Source organism: Massilia horti, from assembly GCF_004614195.1.
GTDB classification, from domain to species: domain Bacteria; phylum Pseudomonadota; class Gammaproteobacteria; order Burkholderiales; family Burkholderiaceae_D; genus Telluria; species Telluria horti.
In genome coordinates this window covers 1-17,491 of the sequence record NZ_SPUM01000057.1, presented here as the reverse complement: position 1 = coordinate 17,491, position 17,491 = coordinate 1, and the positions used below count along the sequence as shown (strand labels likewise).

General features: G+C 65.6%; 20 protein-coding genes. 10 read left to right on the top strand and 10 right to left on the bottom strand.

What is annotated here, in order from left to right:
• Positions 1 to 128: 128 nt before the first annotated feature.
• Positions 129 to 599 carry a GNAT family N-acetyltransferase gene (locus tag E4O92_RS09685; RefSeq protein WP_135189593.1) on the bottom strand — a complete coding sequence of 157 codons (471 nt, stop codon included), beginning with the start codon at positions 597 to 599 and terminating at the stop codon, positions 129 to 131.
• A 106-nt stretch (positions 600 to 705) separates the two neighbouring features.
• Between E4O92_RS09685 and E4O92_RS09680 the strand changes: the two genes are divergently transcribed.
• From E4O92_RS09680 to pcp, 4 genes are read left to right on the top strand one after another with little or no spacing between them, the layout of a single operon-like run.
• Positions 706 to 1,008: a YciI-like protein gene (locus tag E4O92_RS09680; protein WP_135189557.1), complete on the top strand. Its 303-nt coding sequence runs from the start codon at positions 706 to 708 to the stop codon at positions 1,006 to 1,008.
• 3 nt (positions 1,009 to 1,011) lie between these two features.
• Positions 1,012 to 1,704, top strand: coding sequence for a DUF969 domain-containing protein (locus E4O92_RS09675; protein WP_135189556.1), 693 nt, complete (start codon positions 1,012 to 1,014; stop codon positions 1,702 to 1,704).
• Positions 1,701 to 2,657: a DUF979 domain-containing protein gene (locus E4O92_RS09670; protein ID WP_135189555.1), complete on the top strand. Its 957-nt coding sequence runs from the start codon at positions 1,701 to 1,703 to the stop codon at positions 2,655 to 2,657. The genes E4O92_RS09675 and E4O92_RS09670 overlap by 4 nt, the downstream gene beginning before the upstream one ends.
• A gap of 2 nt (positions 2,658 to 2,659) precedes the next feature.
• Positions 2,660 to 3,304, top strand: a complete 645-nt coding sequence (gene pcp, locus E4O92_RS09665) for a pyroglutamyl-peptidase I (RefSeq protein WP_135189554.1) — start codon at positions 2,660 to 2,662, stop codon at positions 3,302 to 3,304.
• 120 nt (positions 3,305 to 3,424) lie between these two features.
• Here the strand turns inward: pcp and E4O92_RS09660 are convergent, their stop codons facing one another.
• The 3 genes from E4O92_RS09660 to E4O92_RS09650 are packed head-to-tail and all read right to left on the bottom strand — an operon-like array spanning position 3,425 to position 6,385.
• Entirely contained in the window at positions 3,425 to 4,327 is a 903-nt protein-coding gene (locus tag E4O92_RS09660) for a LysR family transcriptional regulator (protein WP_135189553.1), read from the bottom strand.
• 16 nt (positions 4,328 to 4,343) lie between these two features.
• A complete protein-coding gene (locus E4O92_RS09655) occupies positions 4,344 to 5,261 on the bottom strand; it encodes a pseudouridine-5'-phosphate glycosidase (RefSeq protein ID WP_135189552.1) in 918 nt (305 codons plus the stop codon).
• 2 nt (positions 5,262 to 5,263) lie between these two features.
• A complete protein-coding gene (locus tag E4O92_RS09650) occupies positions 5,264 to 6,385 on the bottom strand; it encodes a carbohydrate kinase (RefSeq protein ID WP_135189551.1) in 1,122 nt (373 codons plus the stop codon).
• Positions 6,386 to 6,687: 302 nt separating this feature from the next.
• Between E4O92_RS09650 and xapA the strand changes: the two genes are divergently transcribed.
• The 6 genes from xapA to E4O92_RS09620 all read left to right on the top strand — a co-directional run bounded on the left by xapA (position 6,688) and on the right by E4O92_RS09620 (position 13,936).
• Positions 6,688 to 7,527: a xanthosine phosphorylase gene (gene xapA / locus E4O92_RS09645; protein ID WP_135189550.1), complete on the top strand. Its 840-nt coding sequence runs from the start codon at positions 6,688 to 6,690 to the stop codon at positions 7,525 to 7,527.
• Positions 7,528 to 7,545: 18 nt separating this feature from the next.
• The gene (locus tag E4O92_RS09640; protein ID WP_135189549.1) at positions 7,546 to 8,739 is read left to right on the top strand and encodes a phosphopentomutase; all 1,194 of its coding nucleotides are present in this window, start codon (positions 7,546 to 7,548) and stop codon (positions 8,737 to 8,739) included.
• The gene (gene deoC, locus E4O92_RS09635) at positions 8,736 to 9,692 is read left to right on the top strand and encodes a deoxyribose-phosphate aldolase (RefSeq protein WP_135189548.1); all 957 of its coding nucleotides are present in this window, start codon (positions 8,736 to 8,738) and stop codon (positions 9,690 to 9,692) included. Before E4O92_RS09640 ends, deoC begins: the two co-directional genes overlap by 4 nt.
• A gap of 18 nt (positions 9,693 to 9,710) precedes the next feature.
• A complete protein-coding gene (locus tag E4O92_RS09630) occupies positions 9,711 to 12,089 on the top strand; it encodes an aldehyde dehydrogenase family protein (protein WP_370659999.1) in 2,379 nt (792 codons plus the stop codon).
• 108 nt (positions 12,090 to 12,197) lie between these two features.
• Positions 12,198 to 13,520, top strand: a complete 1,323-nt coding sequence (deoA, locus tag E4O92_RS09625) for a thymidine phosphorylase (protein WP_135189547.1) — start codon at positions 12,198 to 12,200, stop codon at positions 13,518 to 13,520.
• Between the two features lie 11 nt (positions 13,521 to 13,531).
• On the top strand, positions 13,532 to 13,936 hold the full coding sequence (locus E4O92_RS09620; protein ID WP_135189546.1) for a cytidine deaminase: 405 nt from the start codon (positions 13,532 to 13,534) through the stop codon (positions 13,934 to 13,936).
• A 219-nt stretch (positions 13,937 to 14,155) separates the two neighbouring features.
• Here the strand turns inward: E4O92_RS09620 and E4O92_RS09615 are convergent, their stop codons facing one another.
• From E4O92_RS09615 to E4O92_RS09590, 6 genes are read right to left on the bottom strand one after another with little or no spacing between them, the layout of a single operon-like run.
• Positions 14,156 to 14,395 (bottom strand): DUF1272 domain-containing protein, encoded by a 240-nt coding sequence (locus E4O92_RS09615; RefSeq protein ID WP_135189545.1) that lies wholly within the window; start codon positions 14,393 to 14,395, stop codon positions 14,156 to 14,158.
• Positions 14,396 to 14,429: 34 nt separating this feature from the next.
• Positions 14,430 to 14,822, bottom strand: a complete 393-nt coding sequence (locus E4O92_RS09610; RefSeq protein ID WP_135189544.1) for a YybH family protein — start codon at positions 14,820 to 14,822, stop codon at positions 14,430 to 14,432.
• Positions 14,823 to 14,838: 16 nt separating this feature from the next.
• Entirely contained in the window at positions 14,839 to 15,231 is a 393-nt protein-coding gene (locus tag E4O92_RS09605; protein WP_135189543.1) for a VOC family protein, read from the bottom strand.
• Between the two features lie 39 nt (positions 15,232 to 15,270).
• Positions 15,271 to 16,053, bottom strand: a complete 783-nt coding sequence (locus tag E4O92_RS09600) for a LytR/AlgR family response regulator transcription factor (protein WP_135189542.1) — start codon at positions 16,051 to 16,053, stop codon at positions 15,271 to 15,273.
• A complete protein-coding gene (locus tag E4O92_RS09595) occupies positions 16,050 to 16,943 on the bottom strand; it encodes a sensor histidine kinase (protein ID WP_135189541.1) in 894 nt (297 codons plus the stop codon). The genes E4O92_RS09600 and E4O92_RS09595 overlap by 4 nt, the downstream gene beginning before the upstream one ends.
• Positions 16,944 to 16,945: 2 nt before the next feature.
• Entirely contained in the window at positions 16,946 to 17,206 is a 261-nt protein-coding gene (locus E4O92_RS09590; protein WP_229483215.1) for a hypothetical protein, read from the bottom strand.
• Positions 17,207 to 17,491 lie beyond the last annotated feature (285 nt).

The window sequence follows — 17,491 nt, the reverse complement described above, 5'->3', positions numbered from 1 at the left end:
TCTCCGTGGTCGAATACGCCACGAAGCTTAGGGGCGCACCGACCGCCGCCCATGAGCACGATCAAGGCAGCGTTACGACTGCTGCGCGGAAGTGACGGGATCGCTGAAAGCCGTGTGGACTGGCCGCGTTATTGCTGACTTTGACCAGGCTCGACCGGCAGGCTCAACAAGGGCCGCGCCCATGTCACGCGGCCGGCCGGCAGGATCGAGCCGATGCGTTGGGCGCCCATGCGCAGGTAAAATGCTTCGGCTGGCGGATGCGAGACGATCTTCACGCGGCCGATGCCAAGCGACCGGGCGCTTTCCTGCATGTGCTGGAACAGCAGTGCGCCCACGCCGCACCCTTGGGCCGTATCGGAGACAAACATCAGGTCCAGCTCCGGCTCGCAGGTGGCGTGCACGAGGGAATAGAAGCCGAGCGGCTGCCCGTCCTTGAGAGCGACATACAGCAGGTCGCGCCCGATCTGGGCGGGAGTGACCGCATAGCCGTCGAGAATCGCGGCGTACGCCCCACGATAGGCGGCGCTGGCGTGCATCAGTGCGGTGAGGGCAGGAGCATCCTCGGCCAGCGCACGGCGGATGTCGACTGAAGGCGGCATAAGGAACCGAAGCAAAGCACTCATTGTAAAGTTTTCCGAAACGGCAAGTTGTAACTGCCCGAGGATCGGGTAACATTGCCGGATCGATTGATTACCTGGACGCACAATGCATTACTTGCTGATGTATGAGCTCGCTCCCGACTACCTGGAGCGGCGCGGTGAATTTCGCACTGAACACCTCAAGCTTGCGTGGCAGGCACAGGAGCGCGGCGAGATGGTGCTGGCCGGAGCGCTGGCCGAACCTTCGGACATGGCCGTGCTGCTGTTCTCCAGCCAGTCCCCGGAACCGGCCGAACGCTTTGCCGCGGCCGATCCGTACGTCAGGCATGGCCTGGTGACGAGCTGGCGCGTACGCCAGTGGAACACGGTGGTCGGGAACGACGCCTTCACGCCTGTCAAGCCCGACTAAGGCATGGCGGCAGTGAATCTGTGGCCGCTCGCCGGCGTGGCGGTCATCATCGCCGGCTTCGTGCTGCGCGCGAACCCGGCCCTGGTGGTGATTGCGGCCTGCGGCGTCACCGGCTTTGCGGCCGCGATGCCGGTGCAGGCCATCCTCGAGTCGCTCGGCGCGGCTTTCATCAAGACCCGCAACCTGCCGCTCATCTATCTGCTGCCGCTGGCCGCGATCGGCCTTCTGGAGCGCTTCGGCCTGAAGGAACACGCTCAGGCCAGTATCGCGAAAATACGTTCGGCCACCACCGGCCGCCTGCTGGTGGTCTACCTGTTCGTGCGCGAACTGTCCGCCGCGTTTGGCCTCACCAGCCTGGGCGGGCACGCCTCGATGGTACGCCCGATGATCGCGCCGATGGCTGAAGGAGCGGCCGAGGCGCGCGCCGCCGGCAAGCTCTCCGACCGGCTGCGCCACCGCATCCGCGCGATGGCCGCGGCCACGGATAACGTCGGCCTGTTCTTCGGCGAGGACATCTTCGTCGCGTTCGGCGCCATCGTCCTGATGCAGACCATCCTGCGCGCCGAAGGCATCGAGGTCAGCCCGCTGCACATGGCCTTGTGGGGCCTGCCGACCGCGATCTGCGCATTCGTCATCCACAGCTGGAATTTGCGGCGGCTCGATGTGCACATCCGGGATGAAGGGAAGGCCGAGTGATCTTCTCCCTCGAGATTTTCTACCTGCTGATCGGGCTGCTGCTGGCCGCGATGGCGCTGCTGTCCGCGTTTGACCGCGCCAACCCGCGGCGCTTCACCACGGCGCTGTTCTGGGGACTGTACGCCCTGGCCTACCTGGCTGGCGAGCGGCTGCCGCCGGCCATTGCGGGCGCCATGATGATCGCGATGGCGCTGATCGCTGGCCTTGGCGGCGTCGGCCACGGCCGGCACCAGGCGCTGCCCGAGCAAGAACGGCGCACGAGCGCCGCACGCCTGGGCCACAAGCTGTTCCTGCCGGCGTTACTGATTCCGCTCGTGACCATCGCCGGTTCCACCCTGCTCAAGGACGTAAAGCTCGGCGGGCTGTTCGTCCTCGATCCCAAGAACCTGACCCTGGTGAGCCTGGGCGTGGCCGCCGTGCTGGCGCTGTTGGCCGCATGCTTGCTCACGCGCTCCACCCCCGTGCAGGGCGTGCGCGAATTCCGCCGCCTGCTCGATGCGATCGGCTGGGCGCTGGTGCTGCCGCACCTGCTGGCCGTGCTCGGGCTGCTGTTCACCGAAACTGGCGTGGGCAAGGCGGTGGCCTACATCACGACCTCGTACATCAACATGGATTCGCGTTTCGTGGCCTGCGCCGTCTACTGCCTGGGAATGGCGTTGTTCACGATCGTGATGGGCAACGGCTTTGCGGCCTTTCCGGTGGTGGCGGGCGGGGTCGGCATTCCGGTGCTGGTCGGCGTCTATCACGCCAATCCGGCAGTGATGGCGGCGATTGGCATGTTCAGCGCTTATTGCGGAACCCTGCTGACGCCGATGGCGGCCAACTTTAATGTCGTGCCCGCGGCGCTCCTCGAGCTGCCGGACAGGCATGCCGTGATCAAGGCGCAGGTGCCGACAGCCCTGCCGCTGCTGGTCGCGAATATCTTCCTTCTCTACTTCTTGATGCACCAGTAACCATGACCAGGACCGTTCTGCTGACCGGGTTCGAGCCCTTTAACGAGGCGACGATCAATCCCGCATGGGAAGCCGTACGCGCGCTCCAGGGATGGAGGGGCGAAGGCTTCACCGTCGAGGTACGCCAGCTGCCATGCGTGTTCGGGCTGGCCAACCAGGTTGTCCGGGACGCGGTCGACCTGCTTAAGCCCGATCTCGTGATCGCGGTAGGGCAGGCCGGCGGGCGCGCCGAGCTGTCGGTGGAGCGGGTGGCGATCAACGTCGACGATGCGGCGATTCTGGATAACGCCGGGCAGCAGCCGGTGGACCGCACGATTGTAGACGGCGGGCCGGCCGCGTATTTTGCGACGCTGCCGATCAAGGCCATCGTGCGCGAGATGCGCGCGCGGGGGCTGGTGGCCGGCGTGTCGCAGACGGCCGGGACGTTCGTCTGCAACCACGTGTTTTATGGGCTGATGCACCACATGGCCGGGGCCGGGGCGCGCGCAGGGTTCATCCACGTGCCTTACCTGCCGGAGCAGGCGCTGGCTTTTCCGGGAATGCCGAGTATGGCGCTCGAGGATATCGTGGAAGGACTGCGCGCGGCGGTCGAGGTGGCGTTGGCGGTGGAAGCAGATGTGGTGGAAGTCGGCGGCGCGACGCATTAACCAGAATTTTTCGTAGGGTGCGCACCTGTGCGCACGCGGTTCGCGAAAGCAGCGTTGTGAAGCAGCAGCCGCAAGTCAGCACGCCGTGACCGCGTGCGCACGGGGTGCGCACCCTACGGGTCACTCCGCCTCAGGATTCAAAATATTCAGAAACGCCCGCACCACCGGCGCGTCGTCCTGCACCGGGTAGGCGATATACAGGTTCGCCGACGGCGGATTGGTCTTGATCGGAACGAACTTCACGCCGGGCCAGCCGATCCGACTGGTGGTCTGCGGCATCAGCGCCACGCCCAGCCCGGCGCCCACCATCGCCAGCAGCGTCTGCGGCTCGGTCGCCTGCTGGAAGATCGTCGGGTGAAAGCCCGCGTTGACGCAGCACTGGATCAGGTAGCGCGGTTCGGCCGACTGGTCCAGGTGCAGGGTGAGCATGGGCTCGTTCGCGATGTCGATCAGTTCGATCTGCTTTTGCTTGGCCAGCGGATGCTGTTCATGCATCGCCACGCAGAAGTTCTCGCGGAAGCACAGGTCCTGGCGCAGGCCCACGAATTTGAGCTCGTCCCGGTCCAGCCGCGGTTCGCGCCAGAAGCCGACGTCGATCTGCTTGCCGCGCAGCGCTTCGTACTGGTCGTTCGGACCGAGTTCGTGCAGCGTCCAGGTCACGCGTGGGAATTGGCTCTGGAACTGCTCCAGCAGGCCAGGGATCGGCCCCCACATCGCCGAGCCGACGATGCCCACCCGCAGACGTCCGACTTCGCCGCGGTCGATCTGGCGAATGGTGTCGATCGTCATGCGCATCTTGGCCAGCAGTTCCGCCGCTTCGGCCATCAGCGCCTTGCCGGCGACGGTGAGTTCGAAGCTGCGGGTGGTGCGTGCGAACAGGCGCACACCTAGCTCGCTTTCGAGCTTCATGATTTGCTGCGATAGCGGCGGCTGCGAAATGTGCAGCCGTTCGGCCGCGCGGCTGAAGCTTTTTTCTTCGGCCACCGCGAGGAAGTACTTCAGCTGTTTGAGGTCGATCGACATGGGGCGCTCGCTTGGGTCAGGCAGATTGTCCGTTCATCGCCACGGCCAGCCGCGCGCCAACCACCGCGTTGTGCTTGATCAGCGCGATATTGGTCTCAAGGCTGCGGCCTGCAGTCAGTTGCTTGATCCGGTCGAGCAGGAACGGGGTAACCGACTTGCCGGTGACGCCCTGCTGGCCTGCCTCCTTCAATGCCTGTTCGATGATGCCGTCGATCTCGGCGCTTAGCATCGCCGATTCGTGTGGCACCGGATTGGCCACCACCACGCCCCCCGCCAGGCCAAGCTGCCACTTGGTGTGAATGAACTTGGCCTGTTCTTCCGGCGTGTCGAGCTGGAAGTCGGCCGTAAATCCGCTGTCGCGGGTGAAGAACGCGGGAAAGCCCGGCTGGCCGACGCTCACTACCGGCACGCCGTGCGTCTCCAAGTATTCCAGCGTCAGCCCGATGTCGAGGATCGACTTGACCCCGGCGCAGACCACGGCCACGCTGGTGTGCGCCAGTTCCTGCAGGTCGGCCGAGATGTCGAAGCTGGTTTCGGCTCCGCGGTGCACGCCGCCGATGCCGCCGGTGACGAACACGTCGATGCCGGCCAGGTCCGCGCAGATCATGGTCGCGGCCACGGTGGTGGCGCCAAGCTTGCCTTGTGCGAGCACGTAGGGCAGGTCGCGCCGGCTCACTTTCATCGCATCTTGCGAGGTGCCCAGCAGTTCGAGCTGTTCGTCCGACAGGCCGATACAGATCCTGCCGCCAATGATCGCGATCGTGGCCGGCACCGCGCCGGCATCGCGGATTACCTGTTCGACTTCGCGCGCGGTTTGCACGTTCTGGGGATAGGGCATGCCGTGCGAAATGATGGTCGATTCGAGCGCGACGATCGGCTTGCCGGCCGCGCGGGCGTTGGCGACTTCAGGCGAAAAGAGGAGAAATGATTGCATGATCAGTCCTGGTGAATGAGGGTGGAAGGGCCGCCGGCGATGTCGTCCAGGCTGTTTGGTGTCAGGTCCGGGCATACCGTGTGATTGCAGCCGAGGGTGAGCGTTGAGAGCCGCACGCCGCGGCGGCAGGCTAAAGCCAGATCGCCGTCGCCGCGATGCAGCGACCAGCAGACGGCCGCCGCGAAGGCGTCGCCGGCGCCGGTCACGTCGACCACGCTTGTTGCCGGGACGGGCAGGTGTTCGATTCCGTCGCCAATTGTATAGAGCACGCCGCGCGCGCCACGGGTGACGATCAGGTCTTGTGCGCCTTGTGCCCGCAGCTCCTGGCAGGCCGCGGCGATGTCCGCATCGCTTTCCAGTACGCGTCCGGCGCGCGCCGCGAGCTCGCCTTCGTTAAGGATCAGCAGGCGCACGCCATGCAGCGAAGCCGGCAAGCGGTTCATCTTCGGTTCGGATACCGCCACGATTACAAGCTGCACCTCGCCCTGCGCCGCTTCCGTGATCAGCGCTTGGACCGCATCGAGCGGCAGGTTAAGGTCGGCCACCACCAGCGCGGCGTTGGCGCGCTGCTGCTGGCTGACGGCGAAAAAGTCGGGGGTCAATGCGTCGTAGAGCGCCATGTCGGCCAGCGCCACAGCCATTTCGCCGTCATGGTCAAGGACCGCGGTGTAGGTGCCGCTGCTGGCGCCTGGCAGCTTGAGTGTGGCGCCGGTATCGATGCCGAGCTTGTGTGCGTGCGCGAGCAGGGCAGCGCCGGCCGCATCAATGCCCACTGCGGTGGTCAAGGCCACCGGCGCGCCGAGCCGGGCCAGGTTTTCGGCGATGTTGCGTGCGACGCCGCCGAACGATTCGCTCTGGCGCGCGGGGTTGGAGGTGCCCATCGCGAGGCTATCTTCCGCGCGCAGCTTGCGGTCGATGTTGGCCGCGCCGATGCACAGGACCGGCCGGCGATCGGGCAGCACGTAGGCGCGCCCGAGCAGGCGCCGCTCGCGGATCAGGCCGGCGATGTAGCCGGCCACCGCCGAGCGCGACAGGCCCAGGCGGCTTGCCAGGTCCTGTTGCGAAATGAACGGGTTGGCCCTGATCAGTTCGTACAGCTGTTCTTTTTTCGAGGTTTCAATCACGGCGCCGCCAGTCAAACAAATGTTTGGCAATATTAAACAATTGTTTTATCGAGGTCAATCATCAGCTGGCCGGCGATGAAGATAGTGGACCGATTGCCAACTGTATTTTCGCAACGACTCGAACCACCCTGCATTTATACACCGATCGTATAAATCGGCAAGAAAAATGGTATTTGCCCTACATATCCGGGATAATGCATAGTTCTCATATTCCCTAGGAAAGGCCCCGCAACCCTGCGAACACCTGGCGCACGTCCCGCGCCGCCGTCGGCCTCATGACATAACACAAGAAGGAAAAACGCATGTCCAGCAATACCCCATTCGAAGCCGCCGACATTATTCGCGCCCGCAAGCCGGACTTCGCGCCACGCGTAGCGCTGATCCTCGGTTCCGGCCTCGGCGTGCTGGCCGAGCAGATGGATGACGCGGTATCGATCAGCTACACCGAGCTGCCCGGCTTCCCGGTCAGCACCGTGCACGGCCACGCGGGCGAACTGGTGCTCGGCACGCTGGCCGGGGTGCAGGTGGTGTGCATGAAGGGCCGCGGCCACTTCTACGAAGGCTACGGTGGGGGCGTGATGACCTCGGCGGTGCGCACGATGAAGCTGCTCGGCTGCGAGATGCTGTTCGTGACCAACGCGGCCGGTTCGCTGCGCCAGGAAGTGGACGCCGGCAGCCTGGTCGTGCTGAACGACCACATCAACTTCCTGCCCGCCAGCCCGACGGCCGGCCCCAACGACGAACGCTTTGGCCCGCGCTTTTTCAGCATGGCCAACGCCTACGACGCCGACATCCGCAACCTGATCAAGGACACCGCGGCCGCAAGCGGCATCACGCTGCACGAAGGCGTGTACCTGGCAGCTCCAGGCCCGCACTTCGAGACCGCCGCCGAAATCCGCGCGTTCAAGACGCTCGGCGCCGACGTGGTCGGCATGTCGGTGGTGCCGGAAGTGATCTCGGCGCGCCACTGCGGCCTGAAGGTGGCGGGCGTGTCGGTCATCACCAACCTGGCCGAAGGCCTGACCCCGTTCCCCCTGTCGCACGAGCAGACCCTGAAGTACGCCGCGATCGGCGCCAAGGATCTGGTCGCGCTGATCCAGGCTTTCATCGCGCGCTTGGCTCAAGTGCCGCGCGCGGCCTGATTTTTATCGAGCATAGACATGTCCCGTGCATTCATCCTCCTGCTTGACTCGTTCGGTTTGGGCGCGCTGCCCGACGCCGACAAGTACGGCGACGCAGGCGCCAACACCCTCGGCCACATCGCGGCCTGGGCCGCCAGCCAGGGCAAGCCGATGCGCCTGCCCAACCTGGAGCGCCTGGGCCTGGCGGCGGCCGCACACAAGGCCAGCGGCGAGTGGCCGGTGGGCTTTAACCAGCGCGACGGCTTTGCCGGCGCATGGGGCGCCGCGCGCGAGCAGTCGACCGGCAAGGACACGCAGAGTGGCCACTGGGAGATCGCCGGTGTGCCGGTGCTGTTCGACTGGGGCTACTTCCCGCGCACGGTGCCGTCGTTCCCCCAGGAGCTGACCGACAAGCTGCAGGAGATCACGGGCGTCGCCGGCTGGCTGGGCAACTGCCACGCCTCCGGCACCACGATCATCAACGAGCTCGGTGACGAGCACGTTGCCAGCGGCAAACCGATCCTCTACACCTCGGCCGACTCGGTGCTGCAGATCGCCGCGCACGAGGAGCACTTTGGGCTGGAGCGCCTGTACCAGGTGTGCGAGGCGGCCTACGAACTGGTCAAGCCGTACAACATCGGCCGCGTGATCGCCCGCCCGTTCGTCGGCGCGAACGGCGACTACAAGCGCACCAGCAACCGCCACGACTACGCGGTGCCGCCACCTTCGCCCACGCTGCTCGATCACGTCAAAGAGGCCGGCGGCGAGGTTATCGCGCTGGGCAAGATCAGCGACATCTTCGCGGGGCAGGGCGTCACGCGCCTGATCAAGGGCCCGGACAACATGGCCCTGTTCGACGCGCTCTTGAGCACCGCCGACGAGGCGCCGGACAACTCGCTCACGTTCGTCAACTTCGTCGACTTCGACCAGCTGTTCGGCCATCGCCGCGACATCCCGGGCTACTCGAACGCGCTGCATGAACTGGACGCGCGCCTGCCCGAGTTCATCGCCAAGATGAAGGAAGGCGACATCGCCGTCATCACCGCCGACCATGGCTGCGACCCGAGCTGGAACGGCTCGGACCACACCCGGGAACACATCCCGATGATTTTCTTCGGCCCTGCTGTTACCCCGCGCGAGCTGCCGATTTCGAACACCTTCTCGGATATCGGCGCCACGCTGGCCAAGCATCTCGGCGTCAAACCCCTCTCGAACGGAACTGCACTGCTATGACCCAGAACCCGGACTTCAAACGCAACACAGCCGTCGGCCTGGACCTCGGTTGGGTCAACCACCTCAAGGTCAACCGTAACGCGGCCGACCGTCGTGCCGCCAGCTTGGCCGCGCGACGCACTGTGAAAAAAGAATACCAGGCCGCATGGCTGATCAAGGCGGTCCAGTGCATCGACCTGACCACCCTGGCGGGCGATGACACCCCGGGCCGCGTCGAGCGCCTGTGCAAAAAGGCGATGCGCCCGCTGCGCGCCGACCTGATGCAGGCCCTGGGCCTCTCCAACCTGTCCACCGGCGCCGTCTGCGTGTACCACGAAATGATCCAGCCGGCAGCGCAGGTGCTGCAAGGCCGCCTGCCGATCGCCGCGGTGTCGACCGCGTTCCCGGCCGGCCTGTCGAGCATGGAAACCAAGCTGCGCGAGATCGAGCTGTCGGTGGCCGCAGGCGCAACCGAGATCGACATCGTGATCACCCGCCAGCACGTCCTGACCGGTAACTGGCAGGCGCTGTACGACGAAATGGTGGCCTACCGCCAGGCTTGCGGCGAAGCGCACGTGAAGGCGATTCTCGCCACCGGCGACCTGATCACGCTGGAAAACGTGGCCAAGGCTTCGTGGGTGTGCATGATGGCCGGCGCCGACTTCATCAAGACCTCGACCGGCAAGGAAGGCGTGAACGCGACCATTCCTGTGTCGCTGGTGATGGTGCGCGCGATCCGCGAATACTACGAACAAACTGGTTTCATGGTCGGCTACAAGCCTGCCGGCGGCGTCAGCACGGCCAAGTCCGCGCTGCAGTACCTGACCGTGATGAAGGAAGAGCTGGGCAACGAATGGCTGGAGCCGCACCTGTTCCGCATTGGTGCTTCGAGCCTGCTCACCGACATCGAGCGCCAGATCGAGCACTTCGTGACCGGCAGCTACTCCGCTGCCCACCGCCACGCGCAACCATAAATACCGAACGGACCCGTCATGCCAACAATTCAAGAGATTCTGCAAACTATGGACTACGGCCCCGCTCCCGAGAGCACCAAAGAAGCGAACGCGTGGCTGGAGCAGCATGGGCGCCGTTTCGGCCTCTTCATCGACAACGCCTGGACCGAGCCGGGCGAGACCTTCGCCTCGTTCAACCCCGCTGACGGCAGCGAACTGGCGCAGGTGACGCAAGGTACGAGTGCCGACGTCGATCGCGCAGTCGAAGCCGCGCGCCGCGCCCAGCCGGGCTGGGTGGCGATGGGCGGCCACGGCCGCGCCAAGATCCTGTACGCGCTGGCGCGCCTGCTGCAGAAGCACTCGCGCCTGTTCGCCGTCGTCGAAACCCTCGACAACGGCAAGACCATCCGCGAAACGCGCGACGCCGACATTCCGCTGGCCGCGCGCCACTTCTACCACCACGCTGGCTGGGCTCAACTGCAGTCCGAAGAATTCGCCGATTACCGCGCCGTGGGCGTGGTCGGCCAGATCGTGCCGTGGAATTTCCCGCTGCTGATGCTGGCGTGGAAAGTGGCGCCTGCACTGGCCGCCGGTAACACGATCGTCTTCAAGCCGGCCGAATTCACTTCGCTCACCGCGCTGCTGTTCGCCGAGATTTGCCAGCAGGCCGGCGTGCCGGCAGGCGTGGTCAACGTCGTCACCGGCGACGGCAGCGTGGGCGAGGCAATCGTCAACCACGCGGGCATCGACAAGCTGGCGTTCACCGGCTCGACCGAAGTGGGCCGCATCATTCGCAAGGCGACCGCCGGCAGCGGCAAGAAGCTGTCGCTGGAACTGGGCGGCAAGTCGCCGTTCATCGTGTTCGCGGACGCCGACCTGGACGCCGCGGTCGAAGGCCTGGTCGATTCGATCTGGTTCAACCAGGGCCAGGTGTGCTGCGCAGGCTCGCGCCTGCTGGTGCAGGAATCGGTGTACGACCGCTTCATCGCCAAGGTCAAGGCGCGCATGCAGAACCTGCGCGTCGGCTCGCCGCTGGACAAGTCGAACGACGTCGGTGCGCTGGTCGACCCGGTGCAGCAGCAACGCATCCACGGCCTGGTGGAATCGGCGCGCGCCGAGGGCTGCGAAGTCTGGCAACCGGCATGCGAAATTCCGGCAACCGGTTCGTGGTTCCCGCCGACCCTGATCACTGGCGCCTCGACCACGGCCACTGTCGCCCAGGCCGAAATCTTCGGCCCGGTGCTGGTCGCGATGAGCTTCCGCACCCCGGGCGAGGCGGTCCAGCTGGCCAACAACACCGTGTACGGCCTGGCCACCTGCGTGTGGACCGAGTCGATCAGCCTGGCGCTGGACATGGCTCCCCAGATCAAGGCCGGCGTCGTGTGGATCAACACCGCCAACCAGTTCGACGCAGCCTGCGGCTTCGGCGGCTACAAGGAATCGGGCTTCGGCCGCGAAGGCGGCAAGGAAGGCATGTACGAGTACCTGACGCCGCTGGCGGAAGATGCGCGTCCGCCTGCGCCGAACGCTGCGGACAAGGGCAAGGTCAAGCCGGCCACGGACGGTAACCCGTTCGCGATCGACCGCACCGCCAAGCTGTACATCGGCGGCAAGCAGGCGCGCCCGGACAGCGGCTACAGCCGCGCGATCGCCGGCGCCAACGGCGCCTTCCTGGCCGACGTGGGCGAGGGCAACCGCAAGGACATCCGTAACGCCGTCGAGGCGGCGCACAAGGCATCCGGCTGGGCCAAGACCACGGCGCACAACCGCGCCCAGGTGCTGTACTACATCGCCGAAAACCTGGCGGCGCGTGCCGATGAATTCGCCGCCCGCATCGCCGCGCAGACCGGCGCCAAGAACGCCGAGCGCGAAGTGCAGGCGTCGATCGAGCGCCTGTTCTACTGGGCTGCGTGGGCCGACAAGTACGACGGCCTGGCGCACCAGCCGCCGATGCATGGCATCACGGTGGCGCTGAACGAGCCGGTTGGCGTGATCGGCGTCATCTGCCCGAACGAGAACCCGCTGCTGGGCTTCATCTCGCTGGTGGCACCGGCGCTGGCGCTGGGTAACCGCGTGATTGCGGTGCCCTCGCAAACCGCTCCGCTGTCGGCGACCGACCTGTACCAGGTGCTCGACACCTCGGACCTGCCGGGCGGCGCGCTGAACATCGTCACCGGCAGCGCCGACGAACTGGCGCGCACGCTGGCCACGCACTTTGACGTGGACGCGATCTGGCGCCACGACGGTTCGGCGGAAGGCTGCGCCGAAGTCGAGCGCCTGTCGGCCGAATCGCTCAAGCGCACCTGGACCGGCGGCGGCCGTGGCCGCGACTGGTTCAGCGCGCAGCAGGCCTGCGGCCGCGCGGTGCTGCAGCATGCGAGCCAGGTGAAGAACGTCTGGATTCCGTACGGCGTGTAAGCAGCACGGTTCAACCACAACAAATGCAGTAATTCGTCGTTCCCGCTCCAGGCGGGAACGGCTTTTTGAGAGCTACCTTTTTAGCCTTTTTGGAAGCGGAATACGCCCATGTTTTTACCCCAAGAGATCGTCCGCAAAAAGCGTGACGGCGGCACGCTCACGGCGGACGAAATCGAATTTTTCGTGCGCGGCATCCCCGACGGCAGCGTCACCGAAGGCCAGATCGCGGCCCTCGCCATGGCCGTTTACTTCAACGACATGAACATGGACGAACGCGTCGCCTTCACGCTGGCGATGCGCGACTCGGGCCAGGTCCTGGAGTGGAAGTCGCTGGACCTGCCGGGCCCGGTGGTCGACAAGCACTCCACTGGCGGCGTGGGCGACGTCGTGTCGCTGATGCTCGGCCCGATGATCGCCGCTTGCGGCGGCTACGTGCCGATGATTTCCGGCCGCGGCCTGGGTCACACCGGCGGCACGCTCGACAAGTTCGATTCGATTCCCGGCTACTGCACCGTCCCCGATCCGGAATTGTTCCGCAAGGTGGTACGCCACGTCGGCGTGGCCATCATCGGCCAGACCGCGCAACTGGCGCCGGCCGACAAGCGCTTCTACGGCATCCGCGACACCACCGCGACCGTCGAATCGGTGGCGATGATCACCGGCTCGATCCTGTCCAAGAAGCTGGCGGCGGGCCTGGACGCGCTGGTGATGGACGTGAAGGTCGGCAGCGGCGCATTCATGCCGACCTATGACAAGTCGGTGGAACTGGCCGAGAGCATCGTCAAGGTCGGCAACGGGGCGGGCACCCGCACCTCCGCGATCCTGACCGGCATGAACGAGTCGCTGGCGCCATGCGCCGGCAATGCGGTCGAAGTGCGCTGCGCGATCGATTACCTGACCGGCAAGTCGCGTCCGGCACGCCTGCACGAGGTGACCATGTCGCTGTGCGCCGAAATGCTGGTCCTGTCCGGCCTTGCCGCCAGCGACGACGAGGCGCGCGCCAAACTGCAGGCGGGTCTCGATTCCGGCGAGGCGGCAGAGCGCTTTGCGCGCATGGTCACGGCGCTGGGTGGACCGGCTGACCTGATGGAACGTCCGGATGCCTACTTCGACAAGGCGCCGGTCGTGGTGCCGGTGCCGGCGCTGGGCTCGGGCTTTGCCGCATCGACCGATTGCCGTGGGCTGGGTCTCGCGGTAGTGGGCCTTGGTGGTGGACGAGTGCGTCCGCAGGACCCGATCGACTATGCCGTGGGCCTGACCGATTTGGTCCAGCTGGGCGACAGAATCGAAGAAGGCCAGCCGCTGGCGTTGGTTCACGCGCGTACCGAAGCGGCGGCGCAGCGGGCGGTGCGCGAGGTGCAGGCGGCCTACGCGATCGGCGCATCTGCGGCTGCGGTCGAACCGATGATTTACCGGACCATTCGCTTGTGAAGGAAAGGCAGATGAAATACACGAAGTTGATCGATGAGGCGCGTGCGGCGCGCGAGCTGGCGTACACCCCGTATTCCAAATTCAAGGTCGGGGCCGCGCTGGAGTGCAAGGACGGGCGTGTATTCCGCGGCTGTAACGTGGAGAACGCGTCGTACGGACTGTGCAACTGCGCCGAGCGTACTGCCTTCTTCTCGGCCATCGCGCACGGCTACCAGCCGGGCGACTTTACGGCGCTGGCCGTGATCGGCGAGACCGAAGGCCCGATCGCGCCGTGCGGCGCGTGCCGCCAGGTGGTCCTGGAGCTGGGCGGGAATGATCTGCCGGTGGTGCTGACCAATTTGAAGGGCGACATCCTCGAGACCACGGCTGCGGGACAGCTGCCGAATGCGTTTGGTGGGTGGGATCTGAAGCAGTAAGACCTTCTGGGCACGCGGTATCCGCGTGCTGACTTGCGGCGGCGGTTGCGTTACGTTGCCTTCGCGAACCGCGTGCGCACAGGTCCTCGGCGGCCCCGCGCCCCCTACGGCCTGTCGTCGCACATCGTAGGGTGCGCACCTGTGCGCACGCGGTCACCGTATGCCGACTCGCGGCTGCCGCTTCACTACGCTGCGTTCGCGAACCACGTGCGCACGTTGCTAGGTCGTCTTGCGCTTGACCGCCGTGCGCTCCTTGCGCGCCGGGTACTTGAGCAGCATTTCCGGGCTGCGCACCGGCCGGCGCACCAACTCGCCGCCGCAGTTCGGGCACATTCCTCCCAGTTCGCCTTCCACGCAGTCGCGGCAGAAGGTGCATTCAAACGTGCAGATGAAAGCGTCGCGCGAATCGGGCGCGATGTCGGCATCGCAGCACTCGCAGTTGGGACGCAGGTCGAGCATGAAACCTCCGGTGTCGATCAAAAGAGTGAGGCCGTCAGCCGCCCGGAGCGATCAAATTGGCGTCGCGCGCCAGCCGCCATTTGCCGTCGTCGCAGCGGCGCATGATCGACAGCGTGTGTCCTTCCTTGAGCGTGGGCGTGCCTTCGTGTTTGGTGGTCACCGTGATCTTCAGCCGCGCACGGGTATAGGCCAGGTCGCCGCTGACGACGACCTCGTCGATCTGGCTGGACGCATCGATCACATGTTTGCCAAGCACCGTGCGCAGCGCGTCGCCGTAGGCAGCACGGCCGATCATCGGCGGCGCTCCCGGCATCAGGAACACCACGTCCGGGGTCATCAGCGACATGATGGTGTCGACGTCGCCCTCGCGCGTGGCGCGCAGCCAGGTCTGGACGAGGTTGCGGATTTCCTGTTCGTCATTGCTCATCTCATTCTCCAGCCTGTCACGCGGCATTCGGGTCCGGCTGCATCATACCAAACACGTTGCCGTCGGGGTCGCGCATGTAGGCCAGCCAGCCGATGCCCGCCACCGCCATCCTGGGAACGCACACGGCTGCGCGGTCGCTGATCGCGTGCGCCTTGTCCAGCGCGGCGTCGAGGTCTTCGACGTCGACCGTGATCACGAACGCATTCGGGGTCACGTTCTCCGGCGGCCGGGGCGCGTGCCGCGGCAGCAGGCCGCCGTTGATGCCGGGCCGGTCGTCCGGCCCGGTTGAGATCATCCAGTATTCGCCGCCCGACCATTTGTTGAAGGCCCAGCCGAACAGCTCGCCGTAAAAGTCCATCAGCGCCTGCGGATCGGAGGCGTGGATTTCGAAGTGAACGGGACGCGACATGGGGACCTCCTTCGATTGCCGGGCGAAGGTATCCTTGTACTACATCTGCTGAAACAGGTGCGCGTGGTTGCGGCTCACTTCGAGCTCTTGCGGATAGTTGCGTACCTTGAGCATCTGCCGCCCGCGCATGTCGCGGGACACTTCGGCGATCGCGTCCACGCGCACCAGGGTCGAGCGGTGGATCCGCCAGAATTCGTCCGGGTCGAGCTCTTCCGCAAGCTCCTTGAGCGTCTTGCGGATCAGGAGCTCGGCGGTCGCGGTCTGCACCCGCGTGTATTTTTCGTCCGACTGGAAGAACAGCACTTCACGCGTGCTCACCATGCGCAGGCTGCCGCCGACCTGGGCCTGGATCCAGCGCAGGTAGCTGCGCTTGGTGGTGCCGGTGCCCTGTTGCAGCAGCGTGGCCAGCTGCGACAGCTGCTCGCCGATGTCCTTCGGCGCCTGCGCCAGCCGCGTGCGCAGGCGGTCGCGGCTCAGTGCCAGCCGCTCGGCCGTTATCGGCTTGAGGAGGTAGTCCATCGCGCCCTGTTCGAAGGCGTCCAGCGCGTACTGGTCGTACGCCGTCACGAACACGATATGGCAGCGGTTGTACAGCTGCCGCGCCGCGTCGATGCCGCTCATGCCGGGCATGCGGATGTCGAGGAAGGCGATGTCGGGACGGTGCTGCTGCGCCAGCGCGACCGCTTCGACACCATTGGCCGCTTCGGCCACGATCGACAGTTCCGGCCACACGGCCTGCAGGCGTGCGCGCAGCAGGTCGCGCATCGGTTCCTCGTCGTCCGCGATCAGCGCGGTGATCGGGCGTTCTGCTGCAGCCATCATGCGTCCTCCATCATTTTGTAGGGCAGGCGGATCGAGGCGCAGGCGCCGCCGAGCGGCAATGCCTCGATCACCAGTTCGGCGCTTGTGCCGTACAGCAGCTGCAAGCGCTCGCGGATGTTGGAAAAGCCCACGCCTTCGTCGGCATGCGGGTCGATGCCGACGCCGTCGTCGCACACGTCCACGTGCAGGGTCGCGCCCTCCACATGCGCGCGCACCTCGATCGTGCCGCCCTCGATCTTGGGCTCCAGCCCGTGCTTGATCGCGTTTTCGATCAGCGTTTGCAGCATCATCGGCGGGAACGGCGCGCTGCCGAGAAAATCTGGCACGTTGAACTTGACGCTCAAACGCTCCTTCATCCGCGCCTGCATGATCGCGAGGTAGGCGCGCGACAGTTCGAGCTGCTTGCCCAGCGTGCCGCCGCCGCGCGCGCGCATCTGCGGCAGGGTCGAGCGCAGGTAGTCGATCAGGTGCTGGTGCATGCGCGCTGCCTCGGGCGGATTAGTCTCGATCAGCTGGCCGATCAGCGCGAGCGTGTTGAACAAAAAGTGCGGTTCGATCTGTGCCTGCAGTGTCGCCATCTGCGCTTCCATCAGGCGACGTTCGAGCGTGGCCACGTCCGCCTTGACCGTCGCTTCCCGGGCCATCAGCTCGGCCTTGCGCTTGCCGCCGGCCAGGACCTTGACCCCGAACGAGATCAGGATATACCAGAACGCGGGCTCGGGCGTGTGCAGCATGACACCTAACGCCATGAAAACGAGGAACCACGTCAGGTACAGCTGGCGCCACTCGACCACCGCGAGCCAGTCGAAGAACTTCCACCACAACGTGTTCGCTTCGTTGAACGCGGCGCGCACGAAGTCAAGCAGACGGTCGAACTGGTGGGACTGCATGTTCAATCCCTCCGGTTGCGGCGGCGATCGACCACGATGGCGGCAACCGCTAACTTGACCGCCATGAAAACGATGAAGATGAACAGCGCCAGCGGCACGACCGTGAGCACGAGCGCGAACAGCAGCGCGGCAACCAGCAGGGCGGGCCAGGGCAGGGCGGCGATGGTGCGCGCGGCCCGGCCGAGTCCGCGAAGGACATGCATGCAGGCGACTTGGAGATCGTCAAGGAAGGTGGCGAAGTTGGCGGGTTTGGGGTGTTTCACGGCAGGTCCTCTGAAATTCGGCTACGGTGCTAATTTAGCTGGGCCGCATGCAGCTTGCTACCCTTATCCGATAAACCGCATAAACGGGGAGTTGGCCGGTCGCCGGGGCAGATGAACGGAGCGATGTGATCGGGCCGCACGGCTTACAGAAGGCGTAGGGTGCGCACCTGTGCGCACGCGGTTCGCGAAGGCAGCGTAGAGAAGCAGCAGCCGTAAGCCAGCATGCTGTGACCGCGTGCGCACAGGTGCGCACCCTACGAAGGCTTTGTGTCCCAGTAGCTTTTT

Coding starts and splice junctions, on each gene's coding strand:
- E4O92_RS09685 (WP_135189593.1), bottom strand. CDS start 599: ATGCCGCCTTCAGTCGACATCCGCCGTGCGCTGGCCGAGGATGCTCCT.
- E4O92_RS09680 (WP_135189557.1), top strand. CDS start 706: ATGCATTACTTGCTGATGTATGAGCTCGCTCCCGACTACCTGGAGCGG.
- E4O92_RS09675 (WP_135189556.1), top strand. CDS start 1,012: ATGGCGGCAGTGAATCTGTGGCCGCTCGCCGGCGTGGCGGTCATCATC.
- pcp (WP_135189554.1), top strand. CDS start 2,660: ATGACCAGGACCGTTCTGCTGACCGGGTTCGAGCCCTTTAACGAGGCG.
- E4O92_RS09660 (WP_135189553.1), bottom strand. CDS start 4,327: ATGTCGATCGACCTCAAACAGCTGAAGTACTTCCTCGCGGTGGCCGAA.
- E4O92_RS09655 (WP_135189552.1), bottom strand. CDS start 5,261: ATGCAATCATTTCTCCTCTTTTCGCCTGAAGTCGCCAACGCCCGCGCG.
- xapA (WP_135189550.1), top strand. CDS start 6,688: ATGTCCAGCAATACCCCATTCGAAGCCGCCGACATTATTCGCGCCCGC.
- E4O92_RS09640 (WP_135189549.1), top strand. CDS start 7,546: ATGTCCCGTGCATTCATCCTCCTGCTTGACTCGTTCGGTTTGGGCGCG.
- deoC (WP_135189548.1), top strand. CDS start 8,736: ATGACCCAGAACCCGGACTTCAAACGCAACACAGCCGTCGGCCTGGAC.
- E4O92_RS09630 (WP_370659999.1), top strand. CDS start 9,711: ATGCCAACAATTCAAGAGATTCTGCAAACTATGGACTACGGCCCCGCT.
- deoA (WP_135189547.1), top strand. CDS start 12,198: ATGTTTTTACCCCAAGAGATCGTCCGCAAAAAGCGTGACGGCGGCACG.
- E4O92_RS09620 (WP_135189546.1), top strand. CDS start 13,532: ATGAAATACACGAAGTTGATCGATGAGGCGCGTGCGGCGCGCGAGCTG.
- E4O92_RS09615 (WP_135189545.1), bottom strand. CDS start 14,395: ATGCTCGACCTGCGTCCCAACTGCGAGTGCTGCGATGCCGACATCGCG.
- E4O92_RS09610 (WP_135189544.1), bottom strand. CDS start 14,822: ATGAGCAATGACGAACAGGAAATCCGCAACCTCGTCCAGACCTGGCTG.
- E4O92_RS09605 (WP_135189543.1), bottom strand. CDS start 15,231: ATGTCGCGTCCCGTTCACTTCGAAATCCACGCCTCCGATCCGCAGGCG.
- E4O92_RS09600 (WP_135189542.1), bottom strand. CDS start 16,053: ATGATGGCTGCAGCAGAACGCCCGATCACCGCGCTGATCGCGGACGAC.
- E4O92_RS09595 (WP_135189541.1), bottom strand. CDS start 16,943: ATGCAGTCCCACCAGTTCGACCGTCTGCTTGACTTCGTGCGCGCCGCG.